Raw genomic sequence first — 13,793 nt, 5'->3', positions numbered from 1 at the left:
GCTGAGCGAGACCGAACGTGGACGCCGTCAGGTGCTGGGAGGGAACCGCTCTACGGCGCGGGTGTGCACCGGTGTTTGGTGAGGGCACGCAACCCGGTGCGCACCCCTTTGACTGCGCAGGCCACTCCATAGGCCCCCGTGCGTAGGGTTCGCGCTTCCGAACGGCACTCCGCAGTCGGAGCGAACAGGAGACGCAATGGCAGTGAACGCGCGATCCGGAAGCGAGGACGGCGGCGGAGAGGGCGGTGAGGGCGGGGGCGGCGGCACCCCGCACGATTCGCCCACGCCCACGCCCACGGCCCCCTCGGCGGCGCAGCGCCGGACCGCCGAACTGTACGCAACCGACCGGCAGTTCAGGGACGCCCGGCCGCTGGACGAGGTCACCGACGCGATACGGAAGCCGGGCATCGGGCTTCGACGGATCATGGAGACGGTGCTGGAGGGCTACGCCGACCGTCCCGCGTTCGCCGAACGTGCGAGAAGGCCGGTGACGGACCCGCGCACCGGCCGCACGGTCCTCACGCTGCTGCCGGAGTTCCGTACCGTCACCTACCGCCAGGTGCGCGCCCGCATACAGGCGCTCGCGAACGAGTTGGCCTCCCACCCCGAATCCCCGGTCTCGGCCGGGGACTTCGTCTGCACGCTCGGCTTCACCAGCGGCGACTACGCGACCGTCGACCTCGCTTGCGTCCACCTCGGTCTGGTCTCCGTACCGTTGCACGCGGGCGCCGGAGTCGCCGTCCTCGCACCGATCGTCGCGGAGACGGCTCCGCGCGTCCTCGCGACGAGTCTCGAACTCCTCGACACCGCAGTGGAGTTGGCGCTCGGCGAGACGGACGGTGCTCAAGGGGACGGTGGTCACGGGGACGAGCACGGGGCCGGTGGTCACGGGGACGATGGTCACGGGGACGGTGCCGGCGGGCCGCTGCGCCGGATCGTCGTCTTCGACTGCGAGCCGGGCGTGGACGAGCACCGCGAACGGTACGAGGCCGCGGCGCGGCGCCTTGCCGCGGCCGGCTCCCACATCGCACTCGACACGCTGAACTCCGTGCTGGAACACGGTCGTTCGCTGCCGCCCGCACCGCTGTGCACCACCGCCGGCGAGGGCTCGCTGACCTCGCTGCTCTACACCTCGGGAAGCACCGGCGCGCCCAAGGGCGCGATGTACACCCAGCGGCTGGCCACCTATCTGTGGGGCGCCTCGTGGCGTACGGCCGACACCCCCGTCATCACGCTCGACTACCTGCCCATGAGCCATCTCGCGGGCCGCTACATGCTGTTCAGCACGCTCAGCGCGGGCGGCACGGTCCACTTCACCGCCCGCAGCGACCTGTCGGCCCTCTTCGAGGACATGGCGCTGGCACGCCCCACCGATCTGATGCTGGTGCCCCGCGTCTCCGAGATGGTCTTCCAGCAGTACCGGTCGGAGGTCGACCGCCGCGTGGCCGACGGCGCCGGCACGCCCGCGGCAGTCGCCGCGGAGGTGCGCACCGAGTGGCGGGAGAAGGTGCTCGGCGGCCGGATCGTGCGCGTCATGTGCGGCAGCGCCCCGCTGGACGCGGAGACGGCGGCGTTCCTGGAGGAGTGTCTTGAGCTGAAGCCGCTGGACGGCTACGGCGCCACGGAGGCCGGGATGATCACCACCGGGCACCGGCTGGCTCCCCCGGTCGTCGCCCACAAGCTCGCGGACGTACCGGAGTTGGGCTACTTCAGCACCGACTCCCCTTATCCGCGGGGCGAGTTGCGCATCAAGACCGAGATGATCATGGCCGGCTACTACAAGCGGCCGGAGGCGACCGCTGCGGCCTTCGACGAGGACGGCTTCTACAGGACCGGCGACATCATGGCGCGGACGGGGCCCGGCGAGTTCGTCTACGTGGACCGCACGAAGAACGTACTGAAGCTGTCCCAGGGCGAGTTGGTGGCGCTCTCCAGGCTGGAGACGGTCTTCGCGGGCAGCCCGCTGATACGGCAGGTCTTCGTCCACGGAAGCAGTGAGCGCTCCCATCTGCTGGCCGTGGTCGTGCCCACGCCCGACGCGACCGGGCGGGCGGGGAACGACCCGGACGCGCTCAAGTCCTCGCTCGGCGCGGAGATCCGGCGGACCGCCGGGGAGGCGGGCCTCAACTCCTATGAGATCCCACGTGACTTCATCGTCGAGACCGAGCCCTTCGGCATCGGCAGCGGACTGCTCACCGAGGCCGGCAAGCTGGCGCGGCCCGTCGCCGAGGCACGCTACGGGCCACGCCTGGAGCAGCTGTACGCGGAGATCGCCGCCCGGCAGTCGGAGGAGCTGAGCGCCCTGCACCGCGACGGCCGCGACCGGCCCGTGCCGGAGACCGTCGCCCGTGCGGTGGGGAGCCTGCTGGGCTGCCCGTACACCGAAGTGGACCTGCGGGCCCGGTTCACCGGCCTCGGCGGCGACTCGCTCTCCGCGCTGGCCCTCTCCCGGCTGCTGCACCGGATCTACGGGGTGGAGGTGCCGGTCGGCGTCGTCACCGGGCCCGCGACCGATCTGCGCGGGCTCGCGGAGTACGTCGAGTCGCGGCTCGCCGCCTCCGGCCCCGACCGTGCCGACTTCACCGCCGTGCACGGCGCGGACGCCGCGACAGCCGACGGGGAGCGGTCGGCGGACGCCGGAGAGATACGTGAAGTGCGCGCCGGGGACCTCTCGTTGGAGAAGTTCATGGACGCCCGGGTGCTCGGCGAGGCCCGTGCGCTGCGGCACGCCCCGCCGGACGGTTCCGTACGCACGGTTCTGCTGACCGGCGCCAACGGCTACCTCGGCAGGTTCCTCTGCCTGGAATGGCTGCAACGGCTGACGGAGCGGGACGGCACGCTGATCTGCGTCGTGCGCGGCGGCAGCGACGAGGCCGCACACCGTCGGCTGGACGCGGCGTTCGACAGCGGTGACCCCGAACTGCTCGCGCACTACCGGCAGTTGACCGCCGCCGGACGCATGGAGGTGCTGGCGGGCGACATCGCCGAGCCCGGTCTGGGCCTGAGCGGGGCGACTTGGGGACGGCTCGCCGCCGACGTCGACCTCGTCGTGCACCCGGCGGCCCTCGTCAACCATGTGCTGCCGTACGGCCAGCTCTTCGGCCCCAATGTGGCCGGCACCGCCGAGCTGATCCGGCTCGCGCTCACCGCCCGGATCAAGCCCTTCGTCTTCCTCTCCAGCCTGGCCGCCGGCACGGGGCTGCCGGCTCCCCTCACGGAGGATGCCGACATCCGCACGGCCGTGCCCGCACGCCCCCTCGACGCCTCGTACGCCGGCGGTTACGGCACGAGCAAATGGGCGGGCGAGGTGCTGCTGCGGGAGGCGCACGAGAGGTACGGGCTGCCCTGCGCCGTCTTCCGCTCGGACATGATCCTCGCGCACAGCCGCTACCGCGGGCAGCTGAACGTGGACGACCTCTTCACCCGCCTGATGCTCAGCCTCGCCGTGACGGGGATCGCGCCCCGCTCCTTCTACCGGGGCGAGGGCCGAAGCCAGGGCGGCGGCGCTGTTGGTGGCGGTGACGGGCGGCCGCGTGCCCACTTCGACGGGCTGCCCGCGGACTTCACCGCCGAGGCCGTCGCCGCGCTCGCCGAGCGGCTCACGGACGGCGGCTTCCACACGTACAACGTCGTCAATCCGCACGACGACGGCGTCTCCCTCGACGTCCTCACCGACTGGCTCTCCGAGCTGCCCGAGCTGCCCGAGAACGGCGGCCGGACCGTCCAGCACATCGACGACTACGGCGAATGGCTCTCGCGTTTCGGGACCGCGCTGCGCGGCCTGCCCGAGGAGCAGCGCCGGCGCTCCCTGCTGCCGCTGCTCGACGCCTTCCGCGAGCCGATGCGGCCCGTCGCCGGAGCGGGCGTCCCGGCCGGGCGCTTCACCGCCGCGGTGCGGGACGCGAAGGTGGGCGACGGCGGTGCCGTTCCCCGGCTCCGGCCGTCGCTCGTCGCCAAGTACGCCTCCGATCTGCGGCACCTCGGGCTCATATGACCCGGCGGAGGGCGAGCGGCCACGCCGCATGAGCGGATCCGCGCCCGGGCGGCGGGCAGCCCGGGCGCGGATCCCGCGCGGGAGACCCATACGCGGACGCGAGGCGCGCACCCGGGGCGCCCGATGCGCGGGCCCGCGCGCGGCGGCACCCTCGTCCGGCTGCCGCCGCCGTCCCGAACGGGTGGCACACGCCCCGGTCGCGCCCGCTTCCGTTCCGCAGCGGGAAAAGGCAGCGCGTGCCGGCCGTTCCCGAACCCCTCGCCGAACTCGCCCGGCGCCGCGACGAGCCCGCGGTCGCCCAGACCCTCCGGTCCACGGCGGCAGCGGTGCTCAGCTACCTGGCCGCGCTGTGGCTGAGCAACGCCCAGGTCCCGCTGCTCGCCCCGCTGACCACCCTCCTCACCGTCCAGGTCACCCTCTACGCCACGCTCACCCGGGGCATCCGGCGCGTGAACGCCGTGGTGGCCGGGGTGCTCGTCGCCGTCGGCTTCAGCAACCTGGTCGGCCTGAGCTGGTGGTCGCTGGGGGTGCTGATCCTCGCCTCGCTGACGGCCGGTCATCTCGTACGTGTGAAGGAGTTCGTGCCGGAGGTCGCGATCAGCGCGATGCTGGTGCTGGGCGTGAGCGTGACCCGTGTCGCCGAGACCGCACTGGACCGCGTACTGGAGACCCTCATCGGCGCGGTGGTGGGCCTGCTGTTCAACGTGGTCTTCGTACCGCCGGTGTGGACCCGCTCCGCGAGCGAGGCCATCGACGATCTCGCGGGCCGCCTGCGCAGCCTGATCCGGCGCGTGGGCGAGGAACTGGGCCGCCACACCCCCGTCGAGGACGCGGCGGCACGGCTGGCGGAGGCCCGGCGCCTGGACCACGACATCGTGCAGGTCGACGCGTCGCTGGTGCAGGCGGAGGAGAGCCTGAAGCTCAACCCGAGGGTCAAGGAGGCGCTGCTCTCCCGCATCGTGCTGCGCACCGGCCTGGACACCCTGGAGATCTGCGTGGTGGTGCTGCGCGTCGCCGCACGCACGATGACGGATCTCGCCAGGAGCCGGGAGAACGAGCCGCTCTTCCCGCCGGGGGAGGCCGCCGCGCTGGAGGAGCTCTTCCAGCATCTGGCCGGTGCGGTCAAGGCGTTCGCCGTGCTCGTCACGAGCGACGTCACCGCCGACGCGGACACCGCGGAGGCACGGCTGGTGGAGGAGCTGGCCGCCGCCCGCGAGGCGCGGGACCACGTGGCGGAGCTGCTGCTCGCGGGCGTACGGCGGTACCCGCGCCAGTGGCAGCTGCACGGCGCGCTGCTCGCCGAGGTCGACCGGATGCTGGACGAGCTGGACGTGGAACGGCGCTCGGCGCGGCTCGCGGAGGAGCTGGACCGCTATACGCGCGAGCCGTCGGAGCACGGCCGGCGGCTGGCTCAGCTCGTGGGGAGCGTACGGGCGCACCTTCCGGTGCCGAGCAGGGCGCGGAGGCGGCGCGAGGGCGCCCACTGAGACGCCAACGGCCCGCCGGCTCCTGCCCGTAGCGCCGCTCCGGGCGGCTTGTGCGTCCGCCCTCCGGAGCGTCCGCCCTCCGGAACGTCCGGGCGCCCGACCGCGGGCCCGCCGACCGCGCGCGAGCCGACCGCGCGCCCGGCCCCCGCTACCGGCCCGTGCCCGCGCCCGCCGTCGCCAGGGATGGGATGATCCCGCCCGCCAGCACCATCGCCCGCTGCCGGGCGGAGAGCCGGTGGCGCACGGCGTACTCCTCGTCGCGTGTGACGTTCCGCAACCGCAGGCCCGCGCCGGGCATACGTGCGCCCGCGCCCCCGCCGTTGCCCCCGCCGTTGCCCCCGCCCGCGCCCTCGTCCCCGTCCGTGCCGAGGGCCGTGTGCAGTCCGTCGAGCCGCAGCACGTCGCCCGTGCGGATGCGCTCCGCGTCGCCGCCGTCCTCGAACTCCACAGGCAGGACACCGAAGTTGACGAGGTTCTGCCAGTGGATGCGGGCGAACGACCTGGCGACGACGGCCCGCAGCCCCAGATGGCGCGGCGTGATCGCCGCGTGCTCACGCGAGGAGCCCTGCCCGTAGTTGTCGCCGCCCACGACGAAGTGCCCGTTGCCCGTGTCCGCGCGTGCCGCCTCCGCCGCGCGCCGCGGATAGTCCGGGTCGATGCGGGTGAAGGTGAACTCGGCGAGCTTCGGGATGTTCGAACGGTACGGAAGGGCGCGGGCGCCCGCCGGTGAGATCTCGTCCGTGGACACGTCGTCGCCGGCCTTCAGCAGCACCGGTCCCTCCAGCGTGTCCGGCAGCGGATCGAGTACGGGCAGCTCCGAGACGTTGGGCCCGCGCTCCAGCTTCACTTCGGCCGCCTCCTCGGCGGGCAGCGGCGCCTCCAGCATCGCCCTGTTGACGCTCGCGAGCTCCGGAAGCTCCAGCGCCGGGAACCCGGCGCCGGCGTCGGCCGCCCAGTCGCGGGGATCGGTGATGACGCCCGCGAGCGCGGAGGCGACGGCGGTCTCCGGGGAGCAGAGCCACACGGAGTCCTCCTCCGTGCCGGAACGCCCGGGGAAGTTGCGGGGGAACGTGCGCAGCGAGTTGCGTCCCACCGCGGGCGCCTGCCCCATGCCGATGCAGCCCAGGCAGCCGCTCTGGTGGAGCCGGGCCCCGGCGGCGACAAGGTCGAAGGTGCCTCCCGTGCGGGTGAGGTCCTGGAGGATCTCGCGTGACGTCGGGTTGACGTCGAGGCTGACGCCGTCGGCCGTGCGCCGTCCCGCGACCATCGCGGCGGCCACCGCGAAGTCCCGCAGCCCGGGGTTGGCCGACGAGCCGATGACGCACTGGTCCACGGGGCGCCCGGCGACCTCCCGTACGGGCACGACGTTCCCGGGGGACGACGGCCGCGCGATGAGCGGTTCGAGGGAGGAGAGGTCGATCTCCTCGTCCAGGTCGTAGACGGCGCCGGGCTCGGCGGCGAGCGGCACGAAGTCCTCCTCCCGTCCCTCCGAGCGAAGGAACGCGCGCACGGCCTCGTCGGACGGGAAGACGCTCGTGGTGGCCCCCAGCTCCGCCCCCATGTTGGCGATCACATGACGGTCCATCGCCGTCAGCGAGGCGAGGCCCGGCCCGTGGTATTCGAGTACGCGGTCCACGGCGCCCTTGACGCCGTGTCGGCGCAGCAGCTCCAGGATGACGTCCTTCGCGCTGACCCACGGCGGCAGCTCGCCCGTCAGGCGTACGCCCCAGATCTGCGGAGTCCGCACGTACAGCGGCCGTCCCGCCATGGCCAGGGCCACCTCCAGACCGCCGACGCCGATGGCGAGCATCCCCAGCGAACCGGCCGCGCACGTATGGGAGTCGGAGCCCGCGAGGGTCCTGCCGGGGATGCCGAAGCGCTGCATGTGCGTGGGGTGCGAGACGCCGTTGCCGGGCTTGGAGTACCACAGGCCGAAGCGCCGGGCGGCGGAGCGCAGGAAAGCGTGGTCCTCGGCGTTGCGCTCGTCGGCCTGGAGGATGTTGTGGTCGACGTACTGGACGCTGACCTCCGTGCGGACCCGGTCCAGGCCCAGCGCCTCCAGCTCCTGCATCACCAGCGTGCCGGTGGCGTCCTGAGTCAGCGTCTGGTCGACGCGCAGACCGATCTCGCGGCCGGGCACGGGCTCGCCCTCGACCAAGTGGTCGTGGATGAGACGCTGCGTCACGGTCCCCCGGGCCCCCCGTCCCGTGACCGTCGTGACCGCCTCTTCGTCCGCGCTGGCCATGGCCGGGCTCCCTCCTGCTGTGCGCCGGTTGCATCGGTACCGGTGCCGGAGGCCGACGGGTACCCGGCGCCGGTCCGCCTACCCGCCGCCACCTCCCGGGCGGGGCCGGCGTGCGCGCCGTTCCGGCTCGTCCCGGCGGGCCGCGCCCCGGCGCAGCCTGGCCCGTACGGCCCGCTGGGCGACCGGGCCCAGCTCCTCCAGCACGCCCGCCAGTCCGGCCAGCTGCTCCAGGGCGTCGAGGGCGCGGCCCGCGCCCTCCTCGTCGACGCCCTCGTAGAGCTCCAGGCCGACGAACCCGGCCGCGACCGCCCGTGCCAGACCCGGGCCGTCGACGAACTCGGCGACCGGCGACCCGTCGAGCACCCGCGCCAGCACCTGCTCGATCTCCCGGATCCACAGGCCGAGTCCGGCGGCGGTGGCGGGGGCGAGCCGCGGTTGCCGCTGCGCGCCGGAGAGGAGCTGGGCGAGTACGGCGACCTGGCCGTCGGCGCGTTGCTCGCTGTGCAACTCCCGGCCCAGTTCCAGCAGTCGGGGGAGGTCCTCGACGCGGGCGAGCCGTTCGCGGTAGCGCGCGAGCAACTGCTCCGCGCCGAACCGGCAGGCGGCGGAGAGGAGTTCGTCGACGGTGCCGAAGTGGTAGAAGACCAGGGCCTGGTTGACCCCGGCCTCGGCCGCGACGGCACGCGCCGAGGTCTTGGCGTAACCCTGCTCGGTGACCGTGCGCAGGGCGGCCTCCAGCAGCTTCGTCCTGGTGGCGGTGCCGGCGCTCACGCCCTGGACTCCTCGCGCACCGGCCGCAGGTCCGTGGGCACGTCGCGCCCCCGCACGGGGGAGAACTCCGCCGAGAAGGTGCCCTCGTAGCCGAAGAGCGGACCGAACCTCCGGTTCCGCACGGTGACTTGGATGCGGAAGAGGCCCGCGGCGTCGTCGTAGGACTCGCGCACCTCCGCGTCTCCTCCGATCAGCTCCGGCACCCTGACGTCGACCGGACCCTCCCGGAAGCGGTGCTCGCCGGAGCGGATGACGAGGGCGCCGTCGTCGTCGGCCGTCAAGTGCAGGTCGGTGGCGAGGTGTTGGTGCGTGCCGAGGTAGTCGACGATGCAGCCGCGCTCGCGGCTGAAGACCATGGTGGCGTCGAAACGGCGCGTACGGCGGGGACTCGCAGGGCGGGATCGCGTACGCCGGGATCGCGTACGGCCGGATCGCGTACGCCGGGGAAAGGCGAAGGTCCGCACGAAGGTGACCGTCTCCCGCCCGTACGTGTCGGTGTACGGGAAGTTCTCGATGGTGAAGGGGATGTCGCGGCCGGCCTGCGGCACGAGGATGTGGCGGCTGCCGCCGAGCGCGAGGAACGGCCGTACGAAGCCGCGGCCGTGCCAGATACGGCTCATCGTGCCGCTGCCGGTGCACGCCTCGCCGCTCGCGAGACCGACCGAGAAGCGGCGGCGGATCTGCGGATGGAGCCGGCCGAAGTCGGGGCCGAGCGCCTGCTGGAAGATCGAGGCCGTGGCTGTCATGGCTGCTCCAGGGTGCTGAGTAGGGCGGGAACGTCCAGGTCGTCCCGCTCGGTCCGGTCGTCCTGGGCGTGCCGGTCGTCCCGCTCGGTCCGGCCCTGCCGGTCGTTCGGGGCGCCGCCCCCATGGTCGGCGGAGTCCGAGCGCTCACAGCCGCCGCCCCGGCGGTCCGCAGAGTCCCGGCCGTGCCGGTCATCCCGCTCCGTCCGGCCCTGCCGGTCGTTCGGGGCGCCGCCCCCATGGTCGGCGGGGTCCGGGCCGTGCGCACCGGCCGCGCCGCCGTACGCACCGGCCGCGCCGCCGTACGCACGCTCGGGCGGCCGTCGCAGACAGCGGCGCGCGGCGGGCGTGTTGGCCCGCGGCGGCACGAGCACCGCGGCGACCGCGACGGCGAGCGCCGTCACGAACGCGAGCCCCACGGCGGCCGGATGCACGAACGCCGGCGCACCGGCGAAGCGGGAGGGACCCTCCGCGGCCACGAGTGCCGCGGCGAGCACGGCGGCCAGCGCCGCACTCGCCCGCACGCACGACTCGGCGACCGCGCGCCGCAGCGCCCGCTCGGGGGCGATGTCCCGCTCGCACCACAGCCGCAGCCGGTCGAAGGACCAGGCCGTCGCCCAGCCCATGAGCGGCCGGAAGACCAGCCGGTCGGCGGCCCGGCCGAACAGGCCCCAGCGCGGCCGGTAGTCGTACCCGGTGAGGAAGCGCAGCCCGTCGCCGTCCGGGACGTAGCGCCAGTGACCGCTGCCCTCGGCGATGAGCGACAGGGGATGCGCGGAGGCGAAGCGCAGGGCCGAGACGCCGCTGCCGTCGGGGCGTTGCCGCTCGCCGGCGGAGACGCCGGTGCCGTGGACCGTCACCAGCGGCAGTACGCGGGTGGCGTACCGGAAGCGCTGTGGCTCGCCGTCCCCGCGCGGCAGATAGTCGATCTCGCTGAACCGCAGGTCCCAGCGCCGGTGTTGGTCCGGCTGCTGGCTGCGGTCCCAGACGGTGCCGACGCGGGCGCGGATGTGTGTCTCGATGTACAGCCGCCCCATGAGAGGTCCCCCTTCCCGGGCGGATTTGAGCGACCGCTCAAATCCAGTGGGACAGGACCGTACACGCGACTTGAGCACTCGCTCAAGTCGTTCTGTCGAGTCCGGAAGTGACGCCTGTTCAGCGGGCCTTGGGCGGTTCCAGCCCTTCGGGCAGGCCCTCCGTCTCGCTCTGCACGATGTCGACGATCGCGGGCCCCGGCTGCGCCAGCGCCTCCTCGATCGCGGGCAGCACCTCGTCGTCGGAGGTGACGCGCACGCCGTGGCCGCCCAGCAGCCGTGCGTACGCGGCGAAGTCGGGATTGCCGAGGAAGACGCCGGAGTAGCGGCCGCCGTGTGCGAACCGCTGCCGGTCGCGGGTGTTGCCGTAGGAGAAGTTGTTGACGACGACGTTCACCACGGGGATGTCCTCGCGTACGCACGTCTCGAAGTCCTGGGCGACCATCCAGAAGCTGCCGTCGCCGCTCAGCGCCACGACCCGTACGCCGGGACGCGCCGTCGCCATGCCCATCGCCGCCGGGAAGCCCCATGCCATCGCGCCGCCCGCCGAGCCGTAGTAGCTGTGCGGACGGTCGAAGGACACATGGCGCTGCACCCAGGGCCCGAAGGTGTGCACGTCCTGGACGAGGACCACGCCCTCGCGTTCCGCGAGCCCCCGCACGGCGCGGGTCAGGGCGAGGGACGTCACGGTGCCGCCGTCTGCGGCGCCATCGCCTTCGCCCTTGCCTTCACCTTCGCCGCGGGTGCCCACGGGCCCGCCGTCCCCGTCGGCGGCCGGGCCGCCGCTCCCGCCGAGCAGCCCGGCCGGTTCCGCCGCCTTCTCGAACTCCTCGCGCAGGTCCGCACGGCGCTGCGCCCGCCGGGCCGCCAAGTCGCCCGCGGCGCCGGATGCTTGGGCGAGCACGCCGACGGCGGCGGCGAGCGCACGGGACGCCGCGGCCGCGTCGGAGACGAGACCCACGCGCGGCGGATGGACGCGGCCGAGCTCTTCCGGGTCGATGTCGGCGTGCACGAGCGCCGCCCCGCTCGGCACCAGGGTCCACCGCTTGGTGGTGAACTCGGAGAAGCGGCAGCCCAGAGCCACCACCACGTCCGCCTCGCGCACGAGCCGGTCCGTCACGTCGTGGGCGCCGTAGCCGAGCGCCCCGAGGAACGCCGGACTGGAGTTGGGCACCGCGTTCTTCCGCAGCCATGTGGTGACCAGCGGTGCCCCGGCGGCGTCGGCGAGCGCGAGATGGGCCTCGGGGGCGCCCGTCGCCCCGCCCCCGACGACGATCACCGGGCGTTCGGCCCCGGCCAGCAGCCGGGCCGCCTCCTCGACGCCGTCCGGGTCGGGTGCGGGCGGACGGATGCGCACTCGCGGGCCCGGCCGCGCCGACACCTGGGCCTGGAGAACGTCGAGCGGCAGCGAGACCACGACCGGGCCCGGCCTGCCGCCCAACGCCGTGCGTACGGCCCGCTGGAGCAGCTCCGGTATCCGCTCGCCGTCGTGGATCTCCACGGCCCACTTGCAGAACGGGCGGAAGGCGGAGACGACGTCCATCTCCTCGAACGAACGGCGCTCGCGCACCGATCCGGGGACCTGCCCGATGAGTACGAGCACCGGCACCGACTCGTCGTGCGCGTTCTGCACGGCGATGGAGAGATTGGCCGCTCCCGGACCGCGGGAGGCGAGGCAGACGCCCAGGCCGCCCCCGCCCCCGTCGCCGCCGGCACCCGTGCCCGGGGCACCCGGAGTGCCGGGGATCCGCGAGGCGCGCGAGTACCCGTCCGCCATGAATCCGGCGACCTGCTCGTGCCGCGTGGAGAGATAACGCACGGCGTCCTGCCGGGCCAGCGCGTCGATCAGGTCCATCACCGTCGTGCCGGGCAGCCCGAAGACATGGCCGATCCCCTCCGCGGCGAGGCACTCCACGACGACGTCCGCGCCACGGCGCGGCCCGGTGCCCTCCGTCTCAAGTCCCGCTTCAGACAAAGACGTTCACCGCCTTCAGCTCGGTGTAGGAGAGCAGTTCCTCGACGCTCTCCTCGCGGCCGACGCCGGAGGCCTTCGTACCGCCGAAGGGGACGCCCCAGAAGTGCCGCGAGGAGCCGTTGATCCACACGTAGCCGGCCTCTACGCGCTCGGCGAGGGACAGCGCGGCGGAGACGTCGCGGGTCCAGATGCTCGCGGTCAGCCCGTAGTCGACGCCGTTGGCGATCTCCACGGCTTCGTCGGTGTCGGTGTAGGTCAGTACGGACATCACCGGGCCGAACACCTCCTCCTGCGCGATGCGCATCCCGGGCCGCACACCCGTGAAGACCGTCGGTTGGAGATAGTGCCCGCGCTCGAACTCCGGGCCGCGCGGCCGGTCTCCGCCGAGGAAGAGCGTGGCGCCTTCCTCGAGTGCGATCGCCGTGTAGCGGCGGGACTTCTCGTACTGCGCCCTGGAGGCCAGCGGTCCCATCTGCGTGGCGGCGGCGACGGGCGAGCCGATCCTGATGGCCGCGATCCGATCGCGCACCATCCCCAGCACCTCGTCCGCGACGGAGGCGTGCAGCAGCACGCGGGACGTGGACCCGCAGGACTGGCCACCGGACCAGGCGAAGTTCATTCCGCCGACGATGCCGGCGGCGGCCGCCTCCAGATCGGCGTCGGGGAGGACGATCAGCGCGTTCTTCCCGCCGAGTTCGAGGCTCACCTCCTTCACACCGGAGTCGGCGGCGTCGCGCTGGATCATCCTGCCGACGGGTTCGCTGCCGATGAATCCGATGCGCCGCACCAGCGGATGGCGCACGAGCGCCCTGGACGCGGCCGGTCCGCCCCCGGTGACCACGGAGACGACGCCCGGCGGCAGTACCTCTCCGGCGATCTCGGCCAGCCGCAGCGCGGACAGCGGGGTGATCTCGGAGGGCTTGAGCACCACGGTGTTGCCCGCCATCAGCGGCGCCGCCACCTTGCCCGCGGCGAACATGGCCGGATGGTTGAACGGCACGATCCGGGCGACGACGCCGAAGGGACGCCGCCTGGTGAAGTGCAGGTTCTCCGGCGTGGCGGGGATCGTGTCGCCGCCGAGGTGCGAGGCGAAGTCGGCGAAGAGATCCAGGAGTTCGGCGCCCCAGGACACATCGGTGCGCATCGCGGTTACGGGGTTGCCGGAGTCGAGCGCGTCGAGCAGTGCCAGCTCGTCCGCGTGTGCGCGCACCGCCTCCGCGAACGCACGCAGTCTCCGTCCGCGCTCGCGCACGTCGAGGGCGCGCCAGCCGGGGCCGGCCTCCTCCGCGGCGCGTACGACGGCGTCGGCGTCGTCCTCCGTGGCGTCGGGCGCGGCGGCGATCACCGTCTCGGTGGCCGGGCACTCGACGTCATAGGTGCGTCCGCCGCTCGCGGCCCGTGGGCGCCCGCCCACCACGAGCCGCCACTCCCGGTCGGCGACGGCGGCGGCCGCGGCCTCCACGGACCGTTCGGCGTGCTCCGGCCCCTCCGGCCCCTCCGGCTCTTCCCGCTGCTCTGAAGCTGACAAGACCGCCTCCTCCACG

General features: G+C 73.6%; 7 protein-coding genes and 1 pseudogene. 2 read left to right on the top strand and 6 right to left on the bottom strand.

Translation table 11 applies throughout. From position 1 onward, the window contains the following. Positions 1-196 precede the first annotated feature (196 nt). Positions 197-3,994: a carboxylic acid reductase gene (gene car / locus HCC61_RS16840; protein WP_169136266.1), complete on the top strand. Its 3,798-nt coding sequence runs from the start codon at positions 197-199 to the stop codon at positions 3,992-3,994. Between the two features lie 236 nt (positions 3,995-4,230). After that, positions 4,231-5,481, top strand: a complete 1,251-nt coding sequence (locus HCC61_RS16835; protein ID WP_169136265.1) for an aromatic acid exporter family protein — start codon at positions 4,231-4,233, stop codon at positions 5,479-5,481. Between the two features lie 148 nt (positions 5,482-5,629). On the opposite strand, the gene HCC61_RS16830 is transcribed toward HCC61_RS16835, so the two are convergent. The 6 genes and pseudogenes from HCC61_RS16830 to HCC61_RS16805 all read right to left on the bottom strand — a co-directional run bounded on the left by HCC61_RS16830 (position 5,630) and on the right by HCC61_RS16805 (position 13,777). After that, positions 5,630-7,726, bottom strand: a complete 2,097-nt coding sequence (locus tag HCC61_RS16830) for an aconitate hydratase (protein WP_169136264.1) — start codon at positions 7,724-7,726, stop codon at positions 5,630-5,632. 78 nt (positions 7,727-7,804) lie between these two features. Then, positions 7,805-8,497: a TetR/AcrR family transcriptional regulator gene (locus HCC61_RS16825; RefSeq protein WP_169136263.1), complete on the bottom strand. Its 693-nt coding sequence runs from the start codon at positions 8,495-8,497 to the stop codon at positions 7,805-7,807. Then, positions 8,494-9,243: a DUF4166 domain-containing protein gene (locus tag HCC61_RS16820; RefSeq protein ID WP_169136262.1), complete on the bottom strand. Its 750-nt coding sequence runs from the start codon at positions 9,241-9,243 to the stop codon at positions 8,494-8,496. Before HCC61_RS16820 ends, HCC61_RS16825 begins: the two co-directional genes overlap by 4 nt. Before the next feature lie 305 nt (positions 9,244-9,548). After that, positions 9,549-10,277 (bottom strand): annotated as a pseudogene (locus HCC61_RS16815) (hypothetical protein); the annotation flags it as partial. Positions 10,278-10,395: 118 nt separating this feature from the next. Beyond that, complete coding sequence (locus HCC61_RS16810) at positions 10,396-12,249, bottom strand: thiamine pyrophosphate-binding protein (RefSeq protein ID WP_169136261.1); 1,854 nt, start codon at positions 12,247-12,249, stop codon at positions 10,396-10,398. Next, on the bottom strand, positions 12,242-13,777 hold the full coding sequence (locus HCC61_RS16805; protein ID WP_206322590.1) for an aldehyde dehydrogenase family protein: 1,536 nt from the start codon (positions 13,775-13,777) through the stop codon (positions 12,242-12,244). Before HCC61_RS16805 ends, HCC61_RS16810 begins: the two co-directional genes overlap by 8 nt. Positions 13,778-13,793 lie beyond the last annotated feature (16 nt).

Origin of the sequence: Streptomyces sp. HNM0575 (assembly GCF_012726265.1) — a bacterium.
Classification (GTDB): domain Bacteria; phylum Actinomycetota; class Actinomycetes; order Streptomycetales; family Streptomycetaceae; genus Streptomyces.
This window is presented reverse-complemented; position numbering and strand designations above follow the sequence as displayed.